Below are 25362 nucleotides of genomic sequence, written 5' to 3' on the forward strand. Positions count from 1 at the left end.
GTCAAAATCGTATATGTAGACTCCCCGGCCAACGTGGATGCAGAGGCAACCTTCTCCACGGACAACAAAGCGGCAGGCAGGACAGCGGGCGGAGAAATGCTTAAGGCCCTGAAGGATGCAGGGGTAGCATCCGGTTCCATCGGCATTATCAATGTAAATGCAGCAACTGATTCCTGCGTCATGCGTGAGGAGGGATTCCGTTCCGCATTTGAGGGAAGCGGCTTTACCCTGTTGGAAACGCAGTACGGCGAAGGCGATGCGGCCAAGTCACAGAGCATTGCGGAAAATTATATAACCCAGGGCGTTGTGGGTATCTTCGGCTGCAACGAGGGCTCCACAACAGGAGCAGGCAATGCAATCAAGGCCTCCGGCAAAGACGGAATCATCGGCGTCGGGTTTGACAAGTCCGATGCAATCCTGGGCCTGATTGACGACGGATACCTGCTGTGCACCATGGCCCAGAACCCGGATGTAATGGGATATGAGGGCGTAAAGGCAGCTGTGGCAGCTGTTGGGGGCGAATCGTTAGGCGGCAAGGTAACTGACACAGGCGTATCTGTTCTTACGGCACAGGGCAGCGCTGCGGGCCAGGCAGACGCCAATGCAGCAGGCGGTGCAGGCGCAGCCGTAAAGGCAAGCAAAGAATATAAGATTGCCCTGATTACCATGGATTCCATTGACCAGCACTGGGTGACCCTGAACGAGGGCGCGCAGAAAGAAGCAGAGGCACTGGGCGTGACCGTGACCTTCATGTCCCCCAATACAAAGGACGATGCGCAGCAGATTGAGTGTGTGAACAATGCAGTGGCAGGCGGCTATGAGGCCATTATGGTAGCGGCCAACGGCCCGGACGCCATTTCATCCGCATTAAAAGAAGCTGAATCCTCCGGTGTCAAAATCGTATATGTAGACTCCCCGGCCAACGTGGATGCAGAGGCAACCTTCTCCACGGACAACAAAGCGGCAGGCAGGACAGCGGGCGAGGAGATGCTTAAGGCATTTAAGGATGCAGGAGTGACATCCGGTTCCATCGGCATCATCAATGTAAATGCAGCAACTGATTCCTGTGTCATGCGTGAGGAGGGATTCCGTTCCGCATTTGAGGGAAACGGCTTTACCCTGTTGGAGACACAGTACGGCGAAGGCGATGCAGCCAAGTCACAGAGCATTGCGGAAAATTATATAACCCAGGGCGTTGTGGGTATCTTCGGCTGCAACGAGGGCTCCACCACAGGAGCCGGCAATGCAATCAAAGCCTCCGGCAAAGACGGAATCATCGGCGTCGGCTTTGACAAGTCTGATGCAATCCTGGGCCTGATTGACGACGGATACCTGCTGTGCACCATGGCCCAGAACCCGGATGTAATGGGCTCCAAGGGAGTGGAAGCATGTGTGAAGGCTCTGGAAGGCGAATCCTTAGGAGGAACTGTGACGGATACGGGAGTTTCTGTATTGAAGAAGTAAGGACATAGACAGGGAACGCCAGAAAGGAATCGTCAGGAAAGAGGCATTAGGAACGCAGTGCCGGGAAGAAACGTGTCAGGAAAGAAGCCTCGGGAAGGACAACACCCGCAGGGAATCATCAAGAATGGATATAACAGGAACGCCGCTCAAAGGAACGGCGTTCTTGTTGAAATGTAAAATAGGGCATGTTATGATTAAAGTCAGAGGAAGTGCACGGGTATGGCCCGGAAGCAGTCTTGGGGGGAGTGGCATATGTTAAAGGTAATAATAGCGGACGATGAGCGCCTGATATGCAGGCTGGTGCAGACGCTGGCGGACTGGGACTCGCTGGGCATGGAAGTGGTGGCAATGGCGGAAAACGGGCTGGAGGCGCTGGAGCTGGTGCAGTCCGAGCGTCCCGACATACTGATTACGGATATCCGTATGCCTGGCTGCGACGGACTGGAGCTGATACGGAGCGCCAAACAAATCATGCCGGACCTGGAAGTGGTAATCATCAGCGGCTATGCCCATTTTGAGTATGCCCAGAGCGCCATGCGGTATGGGGCCGGCTACTATCTGTTAAAGCCTATCAAACAGGCAGAGCTGATGGAAACACTGGAAAAAATCCGCGAAAAATGTGAATCCAGGCTGGAGACAATGGCATCCATCAGCAGGCAGCACCAGAACAGCCAGAAGGATTTAAGCCGTATCCGTGAGACACTGGTAAAGGATTTGATGGCCAGCCCCACGGAGCTGACAGCAGAAGCCCTGAGGGACATCTACCACGTGGAGACATACGGCGGCATGTACCAGGTATTTATGGTTAAAATGGACGGCAGCCCTGACCAGGTCAGCCGTTCCGGCCTGGAAATTATGCAGGAGAAGATAAAGGACATCTTCAGTAACTCCCTGGCCCCCATCTGTCATGATATGCTGCTGTATTTCCAGTCCTGCACCGGCTGCGGCGTCATGAATTACGACCCTGCCAAAAAGGATGAGGTGCGCAGGGGGCTGAGGGAGTGCCTGAACCACCTGGAAGTGAAGAAGAGCCTGCTGGGCCCCTTTGATTTTTCCGTTTCCCTGGGAACTGCCGTGGACGCGCCGGAGAAAATGCCCCTGTCCCTGGAATCAGCCAGGAACGCCATGACAGAGCGCCTGATTCAGGGAACCGGAAGGCTGCTGGATACAGTGCCGCCGGGCTCCGGCATAGAAAAGCAGAACCTGCTGGACAAATACATAAAGGTGATGGAGCATTCCGTGGACAGCCTGAGCACGGCAGAGGCAGGGGATGCCTGCCGTATGCTGGAGACAGAGGCTCTGGGGCTGGACAACATATGCGGAAGGGAGATATTGGAGCTGGTGCTGTCCGCAGGCCGTCTCTTCATTGCCCGCACAGCCCTGAGCAATGTGGAGGAAATCCAGCAGGAATTTGTGAACAGCTGCAGCCAGTGCAGGACAGCCGCAGAGCTCTTCGGCCGGCTGGCACAAATACAGGAGCGTCTGCTGTCTGAGGCCAGGGAGCTTCGAAGCAGCGAGGCAGCCAGGCCCATCCGCATTGCAAAACAGTATGTAATGCAGCATTTTGACGAGCCGATTACCCTGGAGACAGTGTGCGAGGACATAGGCTTCAGCGTCAATTATTTCAGTATGCTGTTCAAGCGTGAGACAGGGGAAGGATTTGCAAAGTACCTTACCAGGGTCCGGATTGAAGAAGCCAAGACACTGCTTCGGGAGACCGGCCTTCCCATTGCGGAGATATGCGAGAAGGTGGGATACAGCGACAGGAAGCATTTTACCCATACCTTCCATAAGGCCACGGGACTGAATCCGGTGGAGTACCGGAAACTGTATGGATAAAAGGAGCGGGAAGGGAGGCCGGGAAATGGAACAAAACAGGTTCAGATATCTGTCCGTGCGGGTCATGGCGCTGCTGATAGCAGCCCTGTGTTTAACGCTGTTTCTGACCGGGGTCTGCCTGGTCCAGGCGTTCCGGGGAAATGCACCCTTCTGGCCCGGCATCATGGGCGCTGTGCTGCTGCTCCTTTCCATATGGGCCTTCAGTACATGGATTCTCAGACCCTACCTCCAATTGGAACGGACCATGCACCTGTTCCTGGACGGATACACCACCACTGGCCTGACCCACCTGTGCCAGGTGCCCCCGACGCCCATGGTGTACCGGATGCTGGAACACATGATGAAAATTATGGACTCGTCGGAGCTTCTTAAGCTCAACAAGCGGCAGGCCCAGTATCTGGCGCTTCAGAACCAGATTAACCCTCATTTCCTGTACAATACCCTGGAGAGCATACGCAGCGAGGCCCTGATTGCAGGGCTTACCAGCGTGGCGGATATGACGGAAGCCCTGGCCACATTTTTCCGCTACACCATCAGCAAGGTGGAAAATCTGGTGTCCGTGGAGGAAGAGCTGGAGAACTGCCGGACCTATTTCCGGATACAGCAGTACCGGTTTGGTTCCCGGCTGAGCCTGTCCATAGAATGCGACCCGGAGGACCGGGAGGAAATATTCGGCTGCCGCCTGCCAAAGCTGACCATGCAGCCTATTCTGGAGAACAGCATCATCCATGGCACGGAGTGCAAGATAGGCACAGGACATCTGACCATCCAGCTGGAACGGAGCGGGAAACGGCTGCTGATATGTATTTCCGACGACGGGGTGGGAATGGATGAGGAGGTATTGTCCAGAATGAACGAGCGTCTGGGAAAAAGCGGTCAGGCATTTGCCTCCCAGGGCTCAGAAACGCGGGGCGGCATAGCCCTTGTAAATGTAAATAACCGGATTCATCTGCTCTTTGGAGAAGAATACGGGCTTCATGTATTCTCCATGCCGGGAGTTGGGACAGATGTGGAAATCAACCTGCCGGCCATTACCAATGACAGGGACTTGAAGAATAAAGAGGCGTTAAAATGAGGGAAGAGATACTGCGAATGGAGCGGGTGACTTACCGGGAACAGGGAGCAGCCCTGCTGGAGAATTTCAGTATGACTATCTGGGCAGGCGAGATACTGGGCCTGGTGCCGGTAAACCATCTGGGCCTGTCCGCCCTGGTGCGTCTGCTGCAGCAGAATCTTCCCCTGCATTACGGTTATGTGTATTACAAGGAAAAGCTGGTAAATGACTGGAGATTTCCATGTACAGGCGTGAATCAGACTGGTATAAACCGGACTTCCATGAACCGAATCAGCGTGATTCGCAACCGCAGCTGCCTGGCGGAGGGACTGACCGTGGCCGACAACATTTTCGTGCTCCGTCCCGGATTCAAGAAGCGGCTGATGCAGCCCCATATATTGAAGGAACAGCTAAAGCCCTTTATGGAGGACATCGGCGTGGAGATTCCGGCGGACGCCTATGTGGAGGAGCTGACCAACTTTGAACGGTTTGTGGTGGAACTGCTTAAGGCTGTAGTGGCAGGAAATCATCTGGTGGTGCTGGAGGACATCAGTACCTTTATCAGCGACGCGGAGCTGGAGCAGCTGAGCGGAATCCTGCGACATTATGCAAAACGGGGCATGTCCTTTCTCTACATTGCCGCCCATTTCGAGGAAGCGCGCCAGGTATGCGGCCGGACCGCCCTTATGCTGAACGGACAGATTACAAAATGCTTCCAGGCAGAGGACAAAGCGCCGGACCCATTTTTTCTGCACTGCACCGAGGACTTTGACCGCTATGTGCGGGAGCAGATGGAGCAGAGGCCAAGACCTGAGGAAAACCAGATTGTGTTCCAGGCAGAGGGAGAATGTACGTTTTCCGTGGCAAGGGGGGAATGTCTGGTGATGCAGGATTTGGATAACTGCATAATACAGGAACTGATTCCGGTCCTGTCCGGCGAAAAAAAGCTGTCAGCGGGACAAATTCTCATCGAAGGAACACCCCTGGGAGGGAAAAGTGACCGCCGCATTGCAGTTATCCAGGAACTGCCGGTGCACTCCATGCTGTTTTCCAACCTGAGCTATCTGGATAACCTGTGCTTTACGCTGGACCACCGGGTCCGCGGCGTGTGGGGAAGCAAGCGCATTAAGAAAAGCCTGCGCCAGGAGTACGCCGGACTTCTGGGGGAGGAGGTATTTGACCTGCCTGTGGACCGTCTGACGGAATGGCAGAAATACGACCTCATATACACCCGCATATACCTGCAGAATCCCAAAATCGTGTTCTGCGTGCAGCCTTTTAAGAGTGCTGAGGTGTCCCTCCGCATCCACATCATGGAACTGCTGGAGCGCTTCTTAAATAAGGGAATCCCGGTGGTCATCATGGCAGTAAATCTGGCTGATTCCCTGGCCCTGGCGGACCGGCTCCTCCGGGTGCGCCGGGGCGGGCAGGCGCAGGAGTATCACAGGGATGAGTTTGCGGCATTGCCGGTGAATACGCCGTGGCTGTATTTGTATCAGGAGAAGTTTTCGGACTGCCGAATATCTATATGAAATGAATCAAGCCTGTCATATTCCGGGACTTCCGGATACGGCAGGCTTGATTAGGAACAGGACTATTTTACTGCTGCCTCAGAAAATTCTGTGGTTACAAGGTCCTCATAAGGAACCCGTGCAGACAGCTCGCCTGCCTCTTCCAATATGTTTTCCAACAGCTCAAAGCTTTCCTTCTCAAATACAGTGTCATCTTTCCAGGTATCCTGGTCCTTATAACGGCCTACGATGACAGCAAGTTTATCTGCCGGCGTTTCCTTGAACTGAGGCTGAATGGTCTTGGCAATTTCTTCGGCTGAATGGGAGTTTACGTAGTCCATGCCTTTTTGGATGGCATTGGTAAACTTCTGAATGATTTCCGGATTCTGCTCTACATAGCTCTTTCTGGCGCAGTAAGCGGTGTAAGGGACATATCCGGATTCTGTTCCAAGAGAGGCCACCACGTATCCGCTGCCCTCGCTTTCCAGAGTGGTTGCAAAAGGTTCAAATTCCACGGTATAGTCCGCGTCATTGCTGGTAAATGCAGCTGCGGTCAGGCCAAAGTTAATGCTCTGGTCAATGGACAGGTCTGTCTTTGGGTCCATGCCGTGTTTCTTCAGGATATACTCAAAGACCATCTGGGGCATGCCGCCTGCGCGTCCGCCCAGGACCTTCCTGCCCTTCAGATTTTCCCATTTAAAATTGTCCTCAGGCTGGCGTCCCACCAGGAAGTTGCCTGCCCGCTGGGTCAGCTGGGCGAAGTTCACCGCATAGTCCTGGGAACCTTCCTGGTATACATAGATGCTGGCTTCAGAGCCCATGAAACCGATTTGGGCGTCCCCGGAGATAAGGGCGGTCATTACCTTATCTGCTCCGGCGCCGTTGACCAGGGTCAGGTCGATGCCTTCGTCTTCAAAATAGCCCAGCTCAATGGCTGCGTATTGGGGGGCGTAGAAGATGGAATGGGCTACTTCGTTGAGGACCAGGGGGGTGCTGCCGGAGGATGCACTGCCGGATGATTTTGAACAGCCGGTTAGGGCAGCGGCGGTCAGGGCTGCTGCCAAAAGAATGCTAATTGCTTTTTTCATCAATATGCTCCTTATATGATTTGATATAGTATAGTTTATTAGGGGCGGGTGGAATCGGTGAATAAAACCTTGGGAACCGAGAAATAAAATAACAGCATGAATGCCTGTTTTACATTGGTCTTACAGGCTGGCTATGTTCTAATTGCCTATGTTATCAAAAAATGGTATGATTAATTGTAATCCTGTTGAAAAAGATATGGCTGCGCTGGCGGGCGGATACCATGTTATTTTCGTTGCGGGTCAAAGAAAAACAGGTGAATAGCGGATGTTGACCTTCTGCTTATCTGTGCAGGCAATATGTATTTAAAAGTAAGAATTACAGCGTATGGATTTTTAGGAAAGGAAGCATTGGTATCCATGAATGATTCATTACAATACTATAACCAACATGCAAAAGAATTTTTTGACAACACAATAGATGTGGAGTTTAAGGAGATGCAGGAGCGTTTTCTTAAATATTTAAAACCAGGAGCCAGGATTCTGGATTTCGGATGTGGTTCCGGCAGGGATACGAGATATTTTCTGGACAGGGGTTTTAAAGCAGATGCCATAGATGGTTCTGAAGAACTGGTCAAAATCGCATCTGAATATACAGGAATTGTGGTAAAGCAGATGTATTTTCAGGATTTAGATGAAAATGAGGCGTATGATGGTATCTGGGCATGTTCCTCCATACTGCATCTGGCCTATGAGGAACTGGAGGATGTATTTGTCAAAATGGCCCGCGCTTTAACGCCTGGCGGAGTGCTGTATACCTCCTTTAAATACGGAACAGCAGAGGGGGAGCGGAATGGCCGCTATTTTACGGATATGACGGAAGAAAAGATGAATGAGCTGTTAAATGACGTAAATGCATTCAACATCATGGATATATGGGTAACGGCTGATGTGCGGCCGGGGAGAGCAGAAGAAAAATGGCTGAATATGATATTGAGAAAAAGACAGACGCGTTGAAACAACTACAAAAGGATACTGAGCCCTGTGAGGTTATTACCGGGGGAAGGGACACAAACCGTTTTCTGCTTTATCAGTTAGAACTCAGTATGTTAAAGGCTGAGCGGATTGATATGATTGTGTCATTTCTCATGGAATCCGGCGTGCGTATGATTCTGGATGATTTGGAGCAGGCGCTGAAACGCGGAGTGAAAATCAGAATTTTGACTGGAAATTATCTGGGGATTACACAGCCAGGGGCATTGTGTCTTATAAAGGACCGGCTGGGCGGACAGGTGGACCTTCGGTTTTACAACGAAAAGGGACGGTCATTTCACCCCAAAGCTTACATATTCCGAAGAAAGGATTTTGGGGAAATATATATTGGCTCGTCTAATGTATCACGCAGTGCCCTCACATCAGGGATTGAATGGAATTATCATTTTGATGACAGGAGGGACAGTCAAAGCTTTCACCAGTTTTGCAATACGTTTGAAGACTTATTTTATAACCACTCCATCATCATAAATGATGAGGTCTTGAAACAGTATTCCAGGGAATGGAAAAGGCCGGCGGTTGCCCGGGATTTGGAGCAATATGACAGTTTTGAAGCTGAGGCGGACACGGAGACAGAATATCAGCCAAGGGGGGCGCAGATTGAAGCGCTGTATGCGCTGAAAAACAGCCGTATGGAAGGTTCGGACAAGGCGCTGATTTGTGCTGCGACCGGTATAGGAAAGACATATCTGGCTGCATTTGATTCTCAGCCCTATAAGAAGGTTCTGTTTGTAGCCCACAGGGAAGAAATACTGAAGCAGGCAGCAGAGAGCTTCAGGAATGTGAGACATTCAGATGATTACGGGTTTTTTACGGGAAAAGAGAAAACAAAGGATAAATCTGTTATTTTTGCTTCTGTTTCCAGTCTGGGAAAAATGGACTATCTCAATGAGGCATATTTTGCCCGGGATTATTTTGATTATATTGTGATTGATGAATTTCACCATGCCGTGACGGACCAGTATAAAAAAATCATGGAATATTTTAAGCCCCGGTTTCTGTTAGGGTTGACAGCCACGCCGGAGAGGATGGATGGAAGAAATATATATGCGCTATGTGATTATAACGCGCCCTATGAGATTGGCCTGAAGGATGCCATTAATAAAGGAATGCTGGTACCATTTCATTATTACGGAATTCTGGACGAGACGGTGGACTATTCCGGAATTCGTATTGTAAAAGGAAAATACGATGAGGAAGAACTGACAAAGGGGTTCATAAAGGGCAGGCAGTATGAGCTGATTTATAAATATTATATGAAATACCAATCCAAAAGGGCGCTGGGATTTTGCTGTTCACGCAGACATGCGGAGCAGATGGCAAAGGAATTCTGCCGCCGCAAGGTTCCGGCTGCGGCTGTATACAGCGATTCAGACGGCGAGTATGCTGTTGAGAGAGGTGAAGCCATAGAGAAACTTAGGAGTGGTGAGATAAAGGTTATTTTTTCTGTGGATATGTTCAATGAAGGGTTGGATATCAGTGAAATTGATATGGTTATGTTTTTGAGACCCACAGAATCCCCGGTGGTATTTCTCCAGCAGCTTGGGCGTGGGCTTCGTAAAAGCAGAGATAAGGAATATCTGAACGTGCTGGATTTTATCGGGAATTATGAAAAGGCTGGCTCGGCACCGTTCTATTTAAGCGGAAGAAGTTATTCAAGTGAGGAAGCCGGAAGAATGCAGCCGCCGGATTTTGAGTATCCGGATGGCTGTCTGGTTGATTTTGACCTGCGTTTGATTGATTTATTCCATGAGATGGCAAAGAAGAGGGCGAAAAAGGAGGAACGGGTTCGCGGTGAATACTTCCGAATTAAGGAGATGCTGGGAGGCAGAGTGCCTGCACGCATGGATTTGTTTACGTATATGGAGGAAGAAATATTCCAGTTGTGCAGCGGATTGAAAAATAGTCCGTTCAAGCATTATCTGAGGTATTTGGAAAGCCTTGGTGAGCTGGAAGACAGAAATCGCGCAATTTTTAATAGCATTGGCAACGATTTTCTGGAAATGCTGGAGACCACGCAAATGAACAAGTCCTATAAGATGCCGGTCCTTTTGGCATTTTATAACAACGGAAATGTCAAGACCCAGATTGATGAGGATGATATATACCGGGGCCATAAGGAGTTTTATTATACAGCAAATAACTGGAAGGACCTGGAGAAGGATAAGAGCACAAGCGATTTTCGCACGTGGGATAGGAAACGCTGCACCAGTGAAGCCTTAAAGAATCCGGTGCACTTTCTGCTGCAGTCGGGAAAAGGATTTTTTGTGCGTAAAGAGGGGTATGTACTGGCCTTGAATCCGCAGCTGCATGAGGCGGTGGAGATGGACGGCTTTGCCGGACAGATGAAGGACGTAATAGATTATCGGACAATGGATTATTATCGGAAGCGGTATGAAGGGAAGACAAGGTAGTTTTCTCCGATTGCGTCTGCTCTAAACCAGAAGTTGATATCATTACTACAATAGGAAAATGAAGTAGTGATATCAACCCATTGTTTCAATTCGTCTGATTTTGTACCATATCCTATTTTTCGATTGTTCCCATGCACAGTTACGTCTTAAGCCGGACAATTCACAGAAAAACGGACAGCTTATGGGCATTGGATGGTATTATGATGGCACCTGCTATACCTTTTGCAGAAGCCATATTAAGAAATATTTTTCACTTGAATGTGCGGTAACGCAGACAGATTAATAGGTGGATACAAAGAGCCGGTATTATTGCTGTGATATGTTTATGCGGCAATAATACCGGCTCCTTTACGCTATATTCCACCTGCCCACCCCTCACCCCCCCCCCCAACACCCCCCCTCTTCTGATTATGATATTCTGCACTAAAACCACCCGTTTTTATTCCGTAATATATCCAAAAAACCAACAAAAACTCTTGACAATGCCGAGAATATGTAGTAAATATAAATATAAGGACATGTTATGGACATGACCGAAACTAGAAAATCCAAAAGACTGCAGCTTTTGGAAAGGGGAATAACCAAGGAGGTCAGAATGAACGAAAGTGTTAATTATTTGGATTATGCCAACAGCCCTCTGATGTGGGCGGCAGCGGCTTTGGCAGTAGCAGTGGTAGTGTTTCAGTCAATTCTGTTTATGAAGAGGTCCATGAAGGCAGCCAGTGAGTCAGCCCTTACCACGGACCAGGTACATAAGGCAATTAAGAGCAGCGTGATATCATCCATTGGCCCGTCCGTAGTCATATTGGTCACCATGATATCCTTGCTGGTTACCATGGGTGCGCCGGTGGCGTGGATGCGTCTGTCATTTATCGGCTCTGTAAACTATGAGGCCATGGCGGCTGGATTTGGAGCACAGGCCATGGGCAAGACACTTCAGACCATGGATACCATGGCATTTGCCTGCGGCGTCTGGACCATGGTGTGCGGTTCCCTGGGCTGGCTGATTTTCACCTTCCTGTTCTGTGATAAGATGGACAAGGTTAACCACCTGATGTCAAAGGGCAATGCCAAGATGGTCCCCATCATTTCCGCAGGCGCCATGCTGGGAGCATTTGCAAATCTGGCCTCCGGCAATTTCTTTACGGCCGAGGGTTCCCTGACCTTTACAAATGCACCGGCAATCGCTACCATATCAGGCTGTGTCATCATGATGGTGCTGGTGAAGCTGTCCAGGGCAAAGGATATCGGATGGCTTAAGGAATGGGCGTTCGCAATTGCAATGTTCAGCGGCATGTTCATCGGATATGCTGTCAGCGTAATCTAAGGAGGGTTAAAAGATGAAAAACGATTATTATTCTGGTACATACATCCCCGGAATCGTAAAATGGGGAAAGATTACCCTGCTGCTGGGCATTTTTGCAGGATTTCTTCCTGCGCTGGTAATGGCCTTCAGGGGCTACATGCCTCCGGTGTCCGCCATTATCGCAGGCACCCTGATGCAGATTAGCGTAAGCGGGGCATTTTACATTGTTGAGCCCATTTCCTATTTCCCGATACTGGGTATTCCGGGTACCTACCTGACCTTCCTTTCCGGCAATACATCCAACATGCGTGTGCCATGTTCTTCCGTGGCGCAGGAGGCAGCCGGAGTGGAGATGGGGACAGAGGAAGGCTCCATTATTTCCACCATCGGTATTGCCACATCCATTCTTGTCAATATCGTGATTCTTACCGTGGGAGCTGTTGCCGGAAGCGTTATCCTGAACATCCTCCCGGCACCGGTGAAGGAAGCGCTTAATTTCCTGCTTCCGGCACTTTTTGGCGCTGTGTTCGGACAGTTTGCCGCAACACGTCCAAAACTGGGCGTGGTAGCTGCCATCATCGCCATTGGAATGAACTGGCTCATGAAACTGGGCTTATTAAGCTTCATACCAGGCAATCCATCCTATGTGGTAATTCTGGTGGCTGTATTTGGCTCCATTTATGCAGGCAAGCTTCTCTATAAAAAAGAGCTGCAGGCTGACTGACAGGCGGAAACGGATAAGGAAACAGGGATAGAATATTTTTGCACAAGCGCCCAAAGCATGGGCGCTAAGTGCACATAAAGGCTTATATAATGAGGAGGATGATTATGCTGTCACGTGAACGGATGCAGGAACGTTTTTTGGAATTGGTTCAGATTTACAGTCCTTCCGGCAATGAGAAGGAACAGTGCCGGTGGCTGATGGACTATTTTAAGGAAAGGGGAATTGAGGCTTCCATAGATGAAGCGGGAAAGGCGTATGGAGGCAATGGAGGAAATATTATTGCCCATGTCAAGGGGGAGCCGTGCAATCCTCCCTTCTGTTTTGTGGCCCATCTGGACCAGATTGAACCGTGTAAGGATGTAAGACCGGTGGTGGACGGACATATCATCCGCACAGACGGCACCACTACCCTGGGGGGCGATGATAAAGGGGCAGTGGCCGCCATACTGGAAATCGTGGAGGACATTGTAGAGTCCGGCAGACCTCACAAGGAGTTCTACATCATGTTCACTGTCTCCGAGGAGACAAGCATGCTGGGAACCAAGCATATGGACCCGTCCCGTCTGCCATGCAAAGATATGGTCATAGCAGATGCAACCGGACCCGCGGGCATCATTGCCTACAAGGCCCCGGCCATGGAGGCCATAAAGTGTACGGTGAGAGGCCGTAAGGCCCATGCGGGCATTGAACCTGAAAAGGGAATCAACGCCGTTGTGGCAGCGTCCAGGGCAATCAGCCGGATGCATATCGGACGCATTGACCAGGAAACCACATCCAATATCGGACGGATTGAGGGAGGGTCGGCCACCAATATTGTGACCGATGAAGTGACTTTTACCGCTGAAATCCGCTCCCACAGTATGGATAAGCTTAAAAGCGAAGTGTCCCACATGGAAGAATGCCTGAAGGCAGCCTGCCTGGAGATGGGAGCTTCCTGTGAAATGGAACATGAACTGGCCTATCCCTCCCTGGAGGTAAGCCTTGACAGTGATTTGTACCGCATGACAGCCAGGGCCATGGAGAAGGAAGGAATCGAACCTGTGCCCATGGTGATTGGAGGAGGCAGCGACGGCAATATATTGGCCGGATACGGCTGCAGCAGCCTTATATTAAGTGTCGGCATGATGGATGTACATACCGTACAGGAAGCGCTGGACATGGACGAACTGTGGAAGGCTGCCAGGATTATGAGCCGTATGACGGAACTGTAAGTATAGACGACAAGGAATGATAATATGGACAAAGAAGAACTGAAACAAAAATGTCTCAAAGCAATTGAGGAACACCAGGAGGAAATTATTGCCCTGGGAATGGAAGCCTATAAGACGCCGGAGCTGGGATATAAGGAGTTCAGAACAGGAAAACTTATGGAGGATGCCTTCAGGAAGCTTGGACTGGAGCCGGAAACCGGCATATCCTACACGGGCTGCCGCGTGTCCTCAGGTCCCAAGGGAAATGGTCCCAGAGTGGCTGTGATGGGTGAGCTGGACTGTATTATGTGCGATTCCCATCCGGATGCAGCGGAGGGAGGCCTGATTCATGCCTGCGGGCATAATGTGCAGCTGGCAAATCTGTACGGTGCAGCCATTGGAATCCTTACATCAGGCGTAATGGAGCATTTGGACGGCGCAGCTGACTTTATAGCCATCCCGGCGGAGGAATGCGTGGATTATGAGTATAGAAACCGTCTCATAAGCCAGGGAACCATCCGCTATCTGGGAGGAAAACAGGAGCTTATGTACCGCGGCGGCCTGGATGACACGGATATGGTGCTCCAGTGCCATATGATGGAGATGGAGCCGGGAAAGTGCTGTATCCTGGACACAAAGGGAAATGGATTTATCAGCAAGACCGTTCATTTCCTTGGAAAGGCGGCACATGCCGGATTTGCCCCGGAACAGGGAGTCAACGCCCTGAATATGGCGGAGCTGGCCATGAACAATATACACGCGCTGCGGGAAACCTTCAGGGATGAGGATAAGGTGCGGGTAAGCATTGTAATCAAGGAGGGCGGCGGCCTGGTAAATGTGGTGCCGGAACGGGTCACCATGGAAATCATGGTCCGGGCCTTTACCATTGACGCCATGGAGGACGCTTCCCATAAGGTGAACAGGAGCATGAAGGCAGCTGCCATGGCGCTGGGAGGCAGGGTGGAGATTCACGATTGTATCGGATACCTTCCCCTGAACACGGACCGGCAGATAGCCCGGCTGTACCGGGATAACATGATGGCTTACGAACATGTGGGAAAGGACGCGTTTGTGGAGGACTGGGAGACAGCCGGCTCCACGGACCTGGGAGACATATCCCAGCTCATGCCCTGTATGCATATATGGGCCGGCGGCATAAAAGGCGGCCTTCACACGGAGGCTTACAGGATGGATGACCCCTACACCGCCTATATTGTGCCTGCCAGGATGATGGCCCTTACCATGATTGACCTGCTGTGGGACGCAGGCGCAAGGGGAAAGGAAATCATAAAGGAGTTCCGCCCTGCCCTGACAAAGGAAGAATACCTAAATCTTTTAAAAGACCATCAGGTGGTTGATTTATACGACGCTTCTGATTTATAATCGGTATAAGGCGCATTGTGCGCGGAAAATCGGGAGGTTGACAGTATAAATGATAGTGGGAGTAGTGGGGCCAAGGGAATCCTGCGGTATTATCAGGAAAGCGATTCATCAGATTGACCGGAGTCATGAGGTACGTTTATATACAAGAGAGCTGGTAAGGGAAGCTGTGGATGTCATTGACACCTGTGAGCAGGAGTGCGACGGTGTAATATTTACCGGAAGCGGCATCTGCGACTATGTGCTGGGTCATCACCAGATGCAGAAACCTTACACATACATCAAGCGGTCTGCCAGCAGTATAGCAGAAGTATTTCTGAAAATGGTCAGGGAAGGGCGGGAGATTGACACCTTCAGCATTGACGTGGTGGAGAAGCAGATTATCGAGGATATCCTGGACGCCTTTCACATACAGCCCAGGAATATATATACCTGTCCGCTGCTTGCAGGCGTGGCGGAGGAAGAGTATGTTGCATGGCATATGGGGCTGCTGGAGGAGAAGATGACCGATGTGGCGGTCACGGCTTATGTGGCGGTTTACCATATGATAGAGGAAAAGGGCGGCAGGGTCTTTTACCTGGAGCCCAAGCGCTCCCAGGTCAGGGATGCCCTGGCCGACCTGGAAAAGGGCTGGGCCCTTGCCCAGGCAGAATACTCCCAGATTGCAGTGGAATTGATTCAGATGTCCAACTTCCCTGAGAAGGAGGACCAGTATTACAATGCCATGGCAAGCAAGGCGGAATTTGAAGTGGAACTGATACGTTACGTAAGGGGAATCCAGGGCTCTGTATTCCCCTTTGGGCGTGATGAATATGTAATTTATGCCAACTCAGGCGTGGTGAAGGGCAAGAAAAATCATAAGGACCTGAGAACCCTTCAGGAGGAGGGAAAGAATTTGGGCCTGGTGGTGAACGCGGGTCTTGGCATGGGGGTGACGGCTTATCAGGCGGAGATGCATGCCAGGAAGGCACTGGAGTATTCCCTTGGAAAGGGAGAGGGAGGAATTTTCCAGATTGATGAGGATGAGAAGATCCAGGGGCCCCTGGGACTGGAGCAGCAGCTTCAGTACAGCATGATATCCTTTGACCCGAGAATCCAGACGATTTCCGAAAAAACAGGACTGAGCATGGAATCTATTTTAAAGATTCAGGCCATTGCGGATGTGAGGAAGAGCTACGTGTTTGACGCCTCGGAGCTGGCCGAATGCCTGGGCATCACAGTCAGGAGCGCCAGACGGATTCTCAGCAAGATTCAGGCAGCGGGCCTGGGAACAGTCTGCGCCAGGGAGAGCGCTGCCAAGGGCGGACGCCCCAGAGCTCTGGTGGAGCTGAAATTCGGACTCAGGGAAATGGAATAACACCTGTTCCGGTTGTCACTGCGCTGTATTTCTGATAAAATGGTTCCATGGAATTGACAATAGAACGAACTACAGAATCGGATACAGGAGAGAAAAACCAATGGACTACAAGATAATCGTACTGGACCTGGACGGAACGCTGACCAACCGTGATAAAATCATCACACCCAGAACAAAAGAGGCCCTGATGAAGGCTCAGGAAGCAGGAAACATTGTGGTGCTGGCATCAGGCCGTCCCACAGCAGGAGTGGAGCCTCTGGCAGGGGAGCTGGAGCTGTCCCGGTTCGGCAGTTATATCCTGTCTTACAACGGCGGGATGATAACCAACTGCAAGACAGGCGAAACCGTGTTTTCTTCCTTGCTGCCCGGGGAGTCCAACCGGAAAATCATCGGGCTGGCAGAGGAGCACAGGGTAGACATCCTTACATATGACGGAGGGGAAATCATCACCAACAATGCGGAATGCCCCTACGCCATTGCGGAGTCCAACATCAACCATCTTCCCCTGCGTCAGGTGGAGGACATGAAATCCTATGTGGATTTCCAGGTGCCCAAGTTTCTGATGCTGGATGACGGTGATTACCTGGTGACCGTGGAGCCTAAGGTAAAGGCCGCCATGGGGCGTGATTTCAGCGTGTACCGTTCCGAGCCTTATTTCCTGGAAATCATGCCAAAGGGAATTGATAAGGCACAGTCGCTGGCCCGTCTGCTGGAGGTAGTGGGGCTTGACCGTGAACAGATGATAGCCTGCGGCGACGGCTACAATGACCTGACCATGATTAAATACGCGGGCCTGGGTGTTGCTATGGAAAATGCAGTCCTTCCGGTGAGGCAGGCCGCTGATTATATTACTGCATCCAATAACCACGACGGTGTCGGACTGGTGGTTGAGAAATTTATGCTGTCCTGAAATGGGAGGGGAAAACAGAAGAAAAAATCCCCTTACAAAATCTCCGGCCATGTATGGACTTTCGGACTTTAATATGCTAAAATGAACAAGTATGGGGCTTATATGACCTGTAATCATTTTACAATACACATACGGTGGGGGAAGGCCGTATGAATTATAAGGAGAGAGAACCAGGACATGAACAAGAAAATCAAAACAGAAGCAGTGGACCATCTATTTGATGCCATACTGACCTTAAAGACTCCGGATGAATGTTATAAGTTTTTTGAGGATGTATGCACCATCAATGAACTGCTGTCGCTGTCCCAGCGCTATGAAGTGGCCAAAATGCTGCGGGAAGGCAAGACCTACCTGGAGATTGCGGAGAAGACAGGCGCATCCACAGCTACCATCAGCCGGGTAAACCGTTCGCTGAATTATGGCAGCGACGGATACGACATGGTATTCGCCAGGCTTACAGGGGGAACGCAGGCAGACAAAGGGGATAATGAAAGCTGAGTATGATAAAGGCTGTATTTAAAAAACGGATATTGCGGCAGGGATTTGCCGCGATATCCGTTTTTGGGTTTATGGAGTCATGAAACCTATTTTTTACGGGGAGCAGGAGCATCCTCCCGGAGCTGGTCCGCAATCATCTCAATCATCTGCGTCTTCAGATACACGTCAAAGGACAGCTCGCAGATAAAGGCAAAGAGCTTCAGGTATTCCCTGTCCTCATCGTCCACAGGCGCGTCCGAAAATGTATCCTGGGCCCGTTCAAACTTGGCTGCCACATCCGACTTCAGATTGTTCATCTCACCCTTTTCCAGAGTGAAGACCTCGTTATAGATGTCTTCCAGGGACAGCTGTGAGGTCTGTCCTGTGAAATGCTTGGACGTAATGGGGCGGAACAGTTCCTCGATATCGCTGAAGGACAGAAGGTTTTTAAAATAATATATGAACACAAGCATCAGCATGTGGTCCTTGGAGTACTTCTTCTTCACCGGAGGGGGAAGGAGGTTGTTCTTGGCGTAGTTGTTAATCATGGTTTTGGTCAGAACCTTATCACCCGGATGCCGCCTCATGTCTTTTAAATGGCTGTCCATGAAGGTGGTTACCTGGTCCATGTACAAATCAATATCAGGAATCTCGTCCGCCTTGACATGGGACAGGTTCCCCAGATAGGAAAACAGGTCCTGCAGACGTTCTTCATTTGTCTTCATCTATGTGTCACCTCTGTCATTCTTATCACATTACTATATCTATTATATAGTATTCAATACTAGATGACAAGGGGGAAATGAAATTCTGTATTGGACTCAGAAATAAAAGCCGGTATCAGCTGTAGGATGGTTAGGAACAGGGAGAGAGAAAAGAAAACGGAGAATAAAAGCGAAAAACAGGGAAGCCGTTGAGCTGGCGCCCATAATGCGCAGAAAGATACCCGGACATCCAAAAGGCAGGTCTTGCAGGATAGGATTCAGAATGGTATACTTAATAAACATAATTGGAGTTAAGAAGGCGGTACATAGTTTATGAGTATTTACGATTCATTGAATCCCATGCAGAAGGAGGCGGTCCTTCATACAGAAGGGCCTCTCCTTATTTTAGCTGGTGCAGGCTCCGGAAAGACCCGGGTGCTGACCCACAGGGTGGCGTACCTGATTGAGGAAAAGCAAGTGAACCCATGGAACATCCTGGCCATCACATTTACCAACAAGGCAGCCGGTGAGATGAGGGAAAGGGTGGACCAGCTGGTAGGCTTTGGGGCTGAGAGCATCTGGGTAAGCACCTTCCATTCCACCTGCGTGCGCATTCTGCGCAGACATATAGAGTATCTGGGATATACCACGAATTTTTCCATCTATGACAGCGATGACCAGAAGACGCTGATGAAGCAGGTGTTCAAGGCCATGGATGTGGATACCAAGCAGTTTAAGGAGCGCTCCGTACTGGGCACCATATCCTCGGCAAAGGACAAGCTCATCGGCCCGGAGGAATTTCTGCTGAATGCAGGTCAGGACTTCAGGCAGCGCAGGATTGGAGAGATATATAAGGAATACCAGAAGCGCCTGAAGAAGAACAATGCCCTGGACTTTGACGACCTCATTGTAAAGACCGTGGAGCTGTTCCAGAATAACAGCCAGGTCCTGAATTATTATCAGGAGAGGTTCAGGTATATTATGGTGGACGAGTATCAGGATACCAACCTGGCCCAGTTTAAGCTAATCAGCCTGCTGGCCTCCAGGTACAGGAACCTGTGCGTTGTGGGTGATGACGACCAGTCCATATACCGGTTCAGAGGGGCGGATATAGGGAATATACTGAGCTTTGAAGAGACATTTCCAGGGGCAAAGGTCATTAAGCTGGAGCAGAATTACCGTTCTACCCAGAACATACTGAATGCAGCCAACGGTGTCATACGCCACAACCGGGGACGTAAGGATAAGACCCTGTGGACTGCCAATGGCGAGGGGGATTTAATCCGCTTTAAACAGTTTGACACGGCCAGGGAGGAAGCTGACTTTGTGGCCAGGGAGATAAGGGACAGCAGCTATGCCTATCAGGACCAGGCCGTGCTCTACCGCACCAATGCCCAGTCGCGTCTTCTGGAGGAACGGTGTATATTTTACAATGTGCCTTACCGCCTGGTGGGAGGCGTGAATTTCTATCAGAGGAAGGAAATAAAGGATATCCTGGCCTATTTAAAGACCATAGCCAATGGCGTGGATGATTTGTCCGTGCTGCGCATTATCAATGTACCCAAGCGGGGAATCGGCGCAACCACCATGGGGAAGGTAACCATCTTTGCCTCTGAACATGGCATGAGCCTGTATGACGCTCTCAGGGAGGCACGGCAGATTCCGGGCATTGGAAAGGCTGCTGAGAAAATTACGAATTTCATAGGGCAGATGGAGAGCTTCCGGGCCAGGGCACAGTCAGAGGATTACACCATCCAGGATTTGATAGAGGGCATCATGGACGAGACAGGCTACCAGCAGGAGCTGGAGGCAGAGGGAGAGGTGGAGTCACAGACCAGGCTGGAGAACATAGAGGAACTGGTGAACAAGGCAGTGAGCTACGAGGAGGACAGCGAGCATCCTACCCTGGATGAATTCCTGGAGCAGGTGGCTCTGGTGGCTGATATAGACAACATGGATGAATCCGAGAACCGCGTAACCCTTATGACCCTGCACAGCGCCAAAGGTCTGGAGTTTCCCAAGGTGTATCTGGTGGGGCTGGAGGACGGGTTGTTTCCCAGCATGATGTCCATTAACTCTGATGACAAGACAGACATGGAGGAAGAGCGCCGTCTCTGCTATGTGGGTATCACAAGGGCCAAGAATGAGCTGGTGATTACCAGCGCCAGGCAGAGGATGGTCAACGGCGAGACCAGATACTGCAAACCCAGCCGCTTCATGGAGGAAGTGCCTGGTGAACTGCTGGATGAGGAGCGTCTGGAGCCGGTGCTGGGAAGCTTTGGCAGCCGCAACAATGCAGACAGTGCAGGCGGATTCGGCAAGTCCGGTATCTCCGGCGAGGCAGGTCTGCCGTGGAACCAGCCGGCCGGTGGAAGTGCCCGCACAAGCACCTTTGGAAAGGGTTACAATGCCTATGCATCCGGCACATCCCAGCCTTCATCCGGCCCCGGCGCCGGCAGGACAGGGGGAAATCCGGGATTTGGAAAGGCATTTACGGTGCAGAAGGCAGCCTCTCTGGATTACAGCGAGGGAGACCGGGTCAGACATATTAAATTCGGCGAGGGAACGGTGAAATCTATAAAGGACGGCGGCAAGGACTATGAAGTCACGGTGGTGTTTGACACCGCGGGACAGAAGAAGATGTTTGCATCCTTTGCAAAGCTGACAAAAGCCTGATGCAGGCCTGGCAGAAGGCACCGGTGCAGGTGATATCCGGTTGAAATGTTGCTCCGGCATATCGGATTTGTGTCTGGTTTGCATTTCCATTTAACTTCATTAAAACAATTGGAATTAAGACAATTGGATAAAATTTGAATAAATTGGGATAGTAAATCAAGAGCTTCCATGATATAATAATTAAAAAGTAAGCAAGAGGGCAGAGGTGCTTATATATAAGAAAGGACGTGGATAGAATGAACAGATTCGACAGAGACAGGTTTGACCAGATGGGAAAAGAGGCGTTAAGCCGTGTAGAAGAACTGATGAATTCCAGCAGAATCAATGAACTGCTTCACAAGAGAGAAGAGGACGAAAAGAAAAAGAACTGCATACTCTGGGTGCTGGCCATTATCGGTGCCGTGGCAGCTGTGGCCGGCATTGCATATGCTGTTTATCGTTTCTTTACTCCGGATTACCTGGAAGATTTTGAGGATGATTTCGACGATGACTTTGACGACGACTTCTTTGAGGATGAGGAGCCGGAGGAGAAGAAGACAGATAAGGCTGAATAGCAGTGGATGCAGGCCGGGTTATGTTGAATCCGGATTCAGCATCAGTTACGTTGATGGATAATATAACAGGATAGTTGTTGGGACCGCCGCGGATGTGGCGGTCCTTTTTGGGTCCGGCTTGATGTGAGCCCTATTGCATGATATAATGATACGGCAAAAGAGAACCATAAGAAAATGCCAATGCGGCAGACAGAACGGAGATATTTTATGAAAAAGGGCGATATTTACGAAGGAATAGTGGAGAAAATCGAATTCCCGAATAAGGGTATCCTGCATATAGACGGCGAGAGGGTGGTGGTGAAAAATGCCATACCTGGCCAGAAGATTCAGTGTGTTATCACCAAGCACAGAAAGGGAAAGTCCGAAGCCCGGACATTGGAGATACTGGAGCCTTCGCCGGTAGAACAGCCGGAGAAGGCCTGTCCTCATTTTGGGATATGCGGCGGCTGTATTTACCAGAGCCTGCCCTATGAAGAGCAATTGAATATTAAAAAGGAGCAGGTAAAATCCCTGTTGGACAGCGTGGTGGAGGACGGCACCTACGAATTTCAGGGAATCAAGGCCAGCCCAGCCCATCTGGGCTACCGCAATAAGATGGAATTTTCTTTTGGCGACGAGGTAAAGGATGGTCCATTGGCGTTGGGGATGCATAAGAGAGGAAGCTTTTACGATATTGTGACCACCCCGGAGTGCCGGATTGTGCACCCGGATTTTTGCAGAATACTGGTGGCAACCAAGGAGTATTTTGAGGAAATAGGAACCGCATTTTACAAGAAATTGCAGCACCAGGGGTATCTTCGCCATCTGCTGGTCCGCAGGGCGGTTAAGACAGGGGAGATTCTGGTAGACCTGGTGACCAGCACCCAGAGGGAGTATCTGGGCGGAAAGCCCGAGGAGGAGGTACTGTCAGCATGGAAGGAAAGGCTTTTAGGCCTTCCTCTGAAAGGCAGGCTGGCGGGAATCCTGCACACGGAGAATGATTCCCTGGCAGATGTGGTGCAGAGCGATGAGACCCATATCCTTTACGGACAGGACTACTTTTATGAGGAGCTGCTGGGACTGCGTTTCCGCATCTCGCCCTTTTCCTTTTTCCAGACCAATTCCCTGGGGGCAGAGGTTTTGTACGACACGGCCAGAGAATTTGTGGGGGACACAAAGGATAAGGTGGTATTCGACCTTTACAGCGGAACAGGAACCATTGCTCAGATACTGGCGCCTGTGGCCAGAAAGGTTGTGGGGGTGGAAATTGTAGAAGAAGCCGTCAGGGCGGCCCAGGTAAATGCTGAGCTCAATGGACTGGAGAACTGCCAGTTCCTGGCCGGGGATGTGCTGAAGGCGATTGATGATGTGGAAGATAAGCCGGATTTGATTGTGGTAGACCCGCCCAGGGATGGGATACATCCCAAGGCACTGGGAAAAATCATTGATTTTGGAGTGGACCGGATGGTGTATATATCCTGTAAGCCAACCAGTCTGGTGAGGGATTTGGTGGTGCTGCAGGAGAGAGGGTACCGGGTGGAGAAGGCTTGTGCGGTGGATATGTTTCCGGGGACTGGGAATGTCGAGGTGGTAATAATGATGCGGAATTGTGGTTTGAAGGGAAAATAGAGGGGTTAAACCACAAGATATAGTGGTTTTGGCGAAAAATCGAGGGAAAAATCGGGCAAAAAATGGCCGTTTTTGACCCCGATTTTTTGGCCTTTTCATAGATGTGAGACGAGTAAAAGAGGATATGGAGTGAAATTTCAGGTCAGCCAGATCAAAAAATGGCTGGCCTTTTTTAATAGAGTATCAAAAATAGAATCGGCTATGCGGAGGGATAGAGAGGGGAAATTAAATGTTTAAGATTTATTTGAGCCGGACAGTAAGCCCCGGTGTAGGTATCAGTTTGCCGGCTACAATTGAAGAAATGAGAGAAGCCTATTCTCTTCTGAATGGAACGGATACAGTTCCGTTGGAAACCGCTACCGCCTATGTGGAATCGTCCATTCCAAATCTGCGCCAGTACCTGTATGAGGTCCCGGTGACAGAAAAAAGATTGGAGGAACTGAACTACCTGGCCTATCGTGTGAAATGGATGGACAGCCAGGATGAGGCGGTATTCGGAACCGTGATTGAGATGATGAAACCGGAGACACTCCATGATATGATCAATCTTTCCTGCAACATGGATAAATTCAGATATCTGCCGGGGGTGACAACAGAAGCAAAATTAGGAGAATATTTGCTGAAGAGAAACGCTGATATGACTATGGAGGAGCAGCCAGCCAGATTTGATTATGAAGGGATTGGAAAAGATTATATAAAAAAACACGGTGGTATGTTTCATGCATTTGGCTATACCAGCGGGATTCAAGAAGAGCTGGAGCCCATCTATAGAGGGAATGAGTTACCAGATCCGGATTTCAAACAGACTTGTAGTTTTAAAGTATGGATCTATAAAGGGAATCCTTATGATAACTATACATTGAGCCTTCCGGCAACCGAAAGCAAAATGGATGCGCTCAAGAGCGCTATGGGAATTTCAAACTGGAGCGAATGTAAACAGTTAGCCATCCAGTGCAGAGTGCCAACGCTGTGGGATTGGCTGCCGGAGTATGGTTCCATAGAAGAGTTGAATGATTTGGTGACTGAGCATTGTCAGAGCATGGAGAATCAGCAGGCGCCAGTATTGGAGATGTAAATGAAAAGGTCATAGAATAAAAAATCCAGGTCAGCCAGATTAGAAAATGGCTGGCCTTTTTAAATAGATTATAAAAAATGAAGGAGGAATTTCATGCAGATCACAACCGATGAGTTACGCAGAATGACAAATCAGGAAGGTCTGATTCTCCAGGGCTGCGGAGGGGATGCGCAGGAGTGGATAGACGGAATCAACGAACTGTTAACACAGGAAGGCATTTTATTGGAGGGGACAGAGTTTAAGCATGTGAAGTCATTTTGCCATGAGGGATTGACCAACCTGCTGTTTCCGTTTGAGGGTGTGAAACTCGATCTTGGAAAGCTGGCGATATGGAGAATTAAGAGCCATGAGACGTTTGGGGGTACTTGGCTGTCTGATTATGTTCCGAACCGGTTGGGAGGTTTTCTGGACGAGGCGCCTGCACAAAAGACAGAGGAGATTCAACAGCCGGGTGAACACCCGTCTCATTCTGCATGGGAAGGCGAGGAAGCTGGTCTGGGCGGGATGTCGATGAAGCAGTGAATAGGTGGTTAATTAATCGGAATCCACACAGTCAATACATCAAGAGGGATAGTGAATTATAAATTGAAAGATTATACAGTGAACACAGCCATAACCTTTCATACCGGCTTTGATGACAGGGAGAATAACTGCCTGATGTATGAAGGGATGAAGGAAAAGATTAAACATGATATCCAGACCGCATTCTTAAATGATGAGAGCCTTAAGGGTTATATCACCAGCGATCTGACGCTGCGGTTTCTGGACGGCTACAAGGTACGGGTGGAGTATGAGTTTTCCTGTTACGATGAGAATAAACAGGAGGCGGAAGGATTTTCCAACTACTGTGTAAAAGGAGTCCAGAGCAGACTGGAAGAACTGGGGTACCGTATGGAGAGTATCAGTTCAAAAGCAGAAGAGATGGATATGGGGTGGCTGGATGAATTGGAATCCATGGTATTCCGTTAGAGAGAAGAGCTGGAAATTTAATCAGCCGGACTTTGGTAGGAACGTGTTGACGGCTGGTGAGACCGTGGAACC

Annotated in this window: 21 protein-coding genes; 19 read left to right on the forward strand and 2 right to left on the reverse strand. The window is 50.1% G+C overall.

Annotation, left to right across the window (positions count from 1 at the left end; genetic code table 11):
* The 4 genes from I2H39_RS29610 to I2H39_RS06090 form a co-directional block, all read left to right on the forward strand.
* A partial coding sequence (locus I2H39_RS29610) for a substrate-binding domain-containing protein (RefSeq protein ID WP_347708569.1) occupies positions 1-1464 on the forward strand: 1464 nt, incomplete at its 5' end.
* 252 nt (positions 1465-1716) lie between these two features.
* A complete protein-coding gene (locus I2H39_RS06080) occupies positions 1717-3303 on the forward strand; it encodes a response regulator (RefSeq protein ID WP_195626089.1) in 1587 nt (528 codons plus the stop codon).
* Entirely contained in the window at positions 3296-4378 is a 1083-nt protein-coding gene (locus I2H39_RS06085; RefSeq protein ID WP_347708570.1) for a sensor histidine kinase, read from the forward strand. The genes I2H39_RS06080 and I2H39_RS06085 overlap by 8 nt, the downstream gene beginning before the upstream one ends.
* Entirely contained in the window at positions 4375-5889 is a 1515-nt protein-coding gene (locus tag I2H39_RS06090) for a sugar ABC transporter ATP-binding protein (protein ID WP_195626091.1), read from the forward strand. Before I2H39_RS06085 ends, I2H39_RS06090 begins: the two co-directional genes overlap by 4 nt.
* 62 nt (positions 5890-5951) lie before the next feature.
* Here the strand turns inward: I2H39_RS06090 and I2H39_RS06095 are convergent, their stop codons facing one another.
* Complete coding sequence (locus I2H39_RS06095) at positions 5952-6956, reverse strand: ABC transporter substrate-binding protein (protein WP_195626092.1); 1005 nt, start codon at positions 6954-6956, stop codon at positions 5952-5954.
* Between the two features lie 357 nt (positions 6957-7313).
* Here I2H39_RS06095 and I2H39_RS06100 point away from each other — a divergent pair, with 357 nt between their 5' ends.
* The 9 genes from I2H39_RS06100 to I2H39_RS06140 all read left to right on the forward strand — a co-directional run bounded on the left by I2H39_RS06100 (position 7314) and on the right by I2H39_RS06140 (position 17725).
* Positions 7314-7910 carry a class I SAM-dependent methyltransferase gene (locus I2H39_RS06100; protein ID WP_195626093.1) on the forward strand — a complete coding sequence of 199 codons (597 nt, stop codon included), beginning with the start codon at positions 7314-7316 and terminating at the stop codon, positions 7908-7910.
* Positions 7871-10360 (forward strand): DEAD/DEAH box helicase family protein, encoded by a 2490-nt coding sequence (locus I2H39_RS06105; RefSeq protein WP_195626094.1) that lies wholly within the window; start codon positions 7871-7873, stop codon positions 10358-10360. The genes I2H39_RS06100 and I2H39_RS06105 overlap by 40 nt, the downstream gene beginning before the upstream one ends.
* Before the next feature lie 595 nt (positions 10361-10955).
* On the forward strand, positions 10956-11687 hold the full coding sequence (locus I2H39_RS06110) for a DUF5058 family protein (RefSeq protein ID WP_227146748.1): 732 nt from the start codon (positions 10956-10958) through the stop codon (positions 11685-11687).
* A gap of 13 nt (positions 11688-11700) precedes the next feature.
* Positions 11701-12390: a hypothetical protein gene (locus I2H39_RS06115; protein WP_138307554.1), complete on the forward strand. Its 690-nt coding sequence runs from the start codon at positions 11701-11703 to the stop codon at positions 12388-12390.
* Positions 12391-12494: 104 nt separating this feature from the next.
* On the forward strand, positions 12495-13601 hold the full coding sequence (locus I2H39_RS06120; protein ID WP_138307556.1) for a M20/M25/M40 family metallo-hydrolase: 1107 nt from the start codon (positions 12495-12497) through the stop codon (positions 13599-13601).
* Between the two features lie 24 nt (positions 13602-13625).
* The gene (locus I2H39_RS06125; protein ID WP_195626095.1) at positions 13626-14963 is read left to right on the forward strand and encodes an amidohydrolase; all 1338 of its coding nucleotides are present in this window, start codon (positions 13626-13628) and stop codon (positions 14961-14963) included.
* Positions 14964-15012: 49 nt separating this feature from the next.
* Positions 15013-16317, forward strand: coding sequence for a hypothetical protein (locus I2H39_RS06130; protein WP_195626096.1), 1305 nt, complete (start codon positions 15013-15015; stop codon positions 16315-16317).
* 100 nt (positions 16318-16417) lie between these two features.
* A complete protein-coding gene (locus tag I2H39_RS06135) occupies positions 16418-17227 on the forward strand; it encodes a Cof-type HAD-IIB family hydrolase (RefSeq protein ID WP_138307562.1) in 810 nt (269 codons plus the stop codon).
* 177 nt (positions 17228-17404) lie between these two features.
* Positions 17405-17725 carry a YerC/YecD family TrpR-related protein gene (locus I2H39_RS06140; RefSeq protein ID WP_002565896.1) on the forward strand — a complete coding sequence of 107 codons (321 nt, stop codon included), beginning with the start codon at positions 17405-17407 and terminating at the stop codon, positions 17723-17725.
* Positions 17726-17811: 86 nt separating this feature from the next.
* On the opposite strand, the gene I2H39_RS06145 is transcribed toward I2H39_RS06140, so the two are convergent.
* On the reverse strand, positions 17812-18429 hold the full coding sequence (locus I2H39_RS06145) for a DUF1836 domain-containing protein (protein ID WP_138307564.1): 618 nt from the start codon (positions 18427-18429) through the stop codon (positions 17812-17814).
* A gap of 312 nt (positions 18430-18741) precedes the next feature.
* Here I2H39_RS06145 and pcrA point away from each other — a divergent pair, with 312 nt between their 5' ends.
* From pcrA to I2H39_RS06175, 6 genes are all read left to right on the forward strand, one after another.
* Positions 18742-21084: a DNA helicase PcrA gene (gene pcrA / locus I2H39_RS06150; RefSeq protein WP_138307566.1), complete on the forward strand. Its 2343-nt coding sequence runs from the start codon at positions 18742-18744 to the stop codon at positions 21082-21084.
* A 236-nt stretch (positions 21085-21320) separates the two neighbouring features.
* The gene (locus I2H39_RS06155) at positions 21321-21638 is read left to right on the forward strand and encodes a DUF4366 domain-containing protein (RefSeq protein ID WP_138307568.1); all 318 of its coding nucleotides are present in this window, start codon (positions 21321-21323) and stop codon (positions 21636-21638) included.
* A 207-nt stretch (positions 21639-21845) separates the two neighbouring features.
* Positions 21846-23246 carry a 23S rRNA (uracil(1939)-C(5))-methyltransferase RlmD gene (rlmD, locus tag I2H39_RS06160; protein WP_195626097.1) on the forward strand — a complete coding sequence of 467 codons (1401 nt, stop codon included), beginning with the start codon at positions 21846-21848 and terminating at the stop codon, positions 23244-23246.
* Between the two features lie 415 nt (positions 23247-23661).
* Positions 23662-24321, forward strand: a complete 660-nt coding sequence (locus I2H39_RS06165) for a hypothetical protein (RefSeq protein ID WP_227146750.1) — start codon at positions 23662-23664, stop codon at positions 24319-24321.
* A gap of 93 nt (positions 24322-24414) precedes the next feature.
* Positions 24415-24843: a hypothetical protein gene (locus tag I2H39_RS06170; protein ID WP_117634167.1), complete on the forward strand. Its 429-nt coding sequence runs from the start codon at positions 24415-24417 to the stop codon at positions 24841-24843.
* Between the two features lie 63 nt (positions 24844-24906).
* The gene (locus I2H39_RS06175; RefSeq protein WP_202883001.1) at positions 24907-25290 is read left to right on the forward strand and encodes a hypothetical protein; all 384 of its coding nucleotides are present in this window, start codon (positions 24907-24909) and stop codon (positions 25288-25290) included.
* Positions 25291-25362 lie beyond the last annotated feature (72 nt).

Origin of the sequence: Clostridium sp. 1001283B150225_161107_B6 (genome assembly GCF_015556325.1) — a bacterium.
In the GTDB taxonomy this organism is placed as follows: Bacteria; Bacillota; Clostridia; order Lachnospirales; family Lachnospiraceae; genus Enterocloster.

Bases quoted from the DNA above. Each gene is read 5' to 3' on its own strand.
- I2H39_RS06080 (WP_195626089.1), top strand. From the start codon at position 1,717: ATGTTAAAGGTAATAATAGCGGACGATGAGCGCCTGATATGCAGGCTG.
- I2H39_RS06085 (WP_347708570.1), top strand. From the start codon at position 3,296: ATGGATAAAAGGAGCGGGAAGGGAGGCCGGGAAATGGAACAAAACAGG.
- I2H39_RS06090 (WP_195626091.1), top strand. From the start codon at position 4,375: ATGAGGGAAGAGATACTGCGAATGGAGCGGGTGACTTACCGGGAACAG.
- I2H39_RS06095 (WP_195626092.1), bottom strand. From the start codon at position 6,956: ATGAAAAAAGCAATTAGCATTCTTTTGGCAGCAGCCCTGACCGCCGCT.
- I2H39_RS06100 (WP_195626093.1), top strand. From the start codon at position 7,314: ATGAATGATTCATTACAATACTATAACCAACATGCAAAAGAATTTTTT.
- I2H39_RS06105 (WP_195626094.1), top strand. From the start codon at position 7,871: ATGGCTGAATATGATATTGAGAAAAAGACAGACGCGTTGAAACAACTA.
- I2H39_RS06110 (WP_227146748.1), top strand. From the start codon at position 10,956: ATGAACGAAAGTGTTAATTATTTGGATTATGCCAACAGCCCTCTGATG.
- I2H39_RS06115 (WP_138307554.1), top strand. From the start codon at position 11,701: ATGAAAAACGATTATTATTCTGGTACATACATCCCCGGAATCGTAAAA.
- I2H39_RS06120 (WP_138307556.1), top strand. From the start codon at position 12,495: ATGCTGTCACGTGAACGGATGCAGGAACGTTTTTTGGAATTGGTTCAG.
- I2H39_RS06125 (WP_195626095.1), top strand. From the start codon at position 13,626: ATGGACAAAGAAGAACTGAAACAAAAATGTCTCAAAGCAATTGAGGAA.
- I2H39_RS06130 (WP_195626096.1), top strand. From the start codon at position 15,013: ATGATAGTGGGAGTAGTGGGGCCAAGGGAATCCTGCGGTATTATCAGG.
- I2H39_RS06135 (WP_138307562.1), top strand. From the start codon at position 16,418: ATGGACTACAAGATAATCGTACTGGACCTGGACGGAACGCTGACCAAC.
- I2H39_RS06140 (WP_002565896.1), top strand. From the start codon at position 17,405: ATGAACAAGAAAATCAAAACAGAAGCAGTGGACCATCTATTTGATGCC.
- I2H39_RS06145 (WP_138307564.1), bottom strand. From the start codon at position 18,429: ATGAAGACAAATGAAGAACGTCTGCAGGACCTGTTTTCCTATCTGGGG.
- pcrA (WP_138307566.1), top strand. From the start codon at position 18,742: ATGAGTATTTACGATTCATTGAATCCCATGCAGAAGGAGGCGGTCCTT.
- I2H39_RS06155 (WP_138307568.1), top strand. From the start codon at position 21,321: ATGAACAGATTCGACAGAGACAGGTTTGACCAGATGGGAAAAGAGGCG.
- rlmD (WP_195626097.1), top strand. From the start codon at position 21,846: ATGAAAAAGGGCGATATTTACGAAGGAATAGTGGAGAAAATCGAATTC.
- I2H39_RS06170 (WP_117634167.1), top strand. From the start codon at position 24,415: ATGCAGATCACAACCGATGAGTTACGCAGAATGACAAATCAGGAAGGT.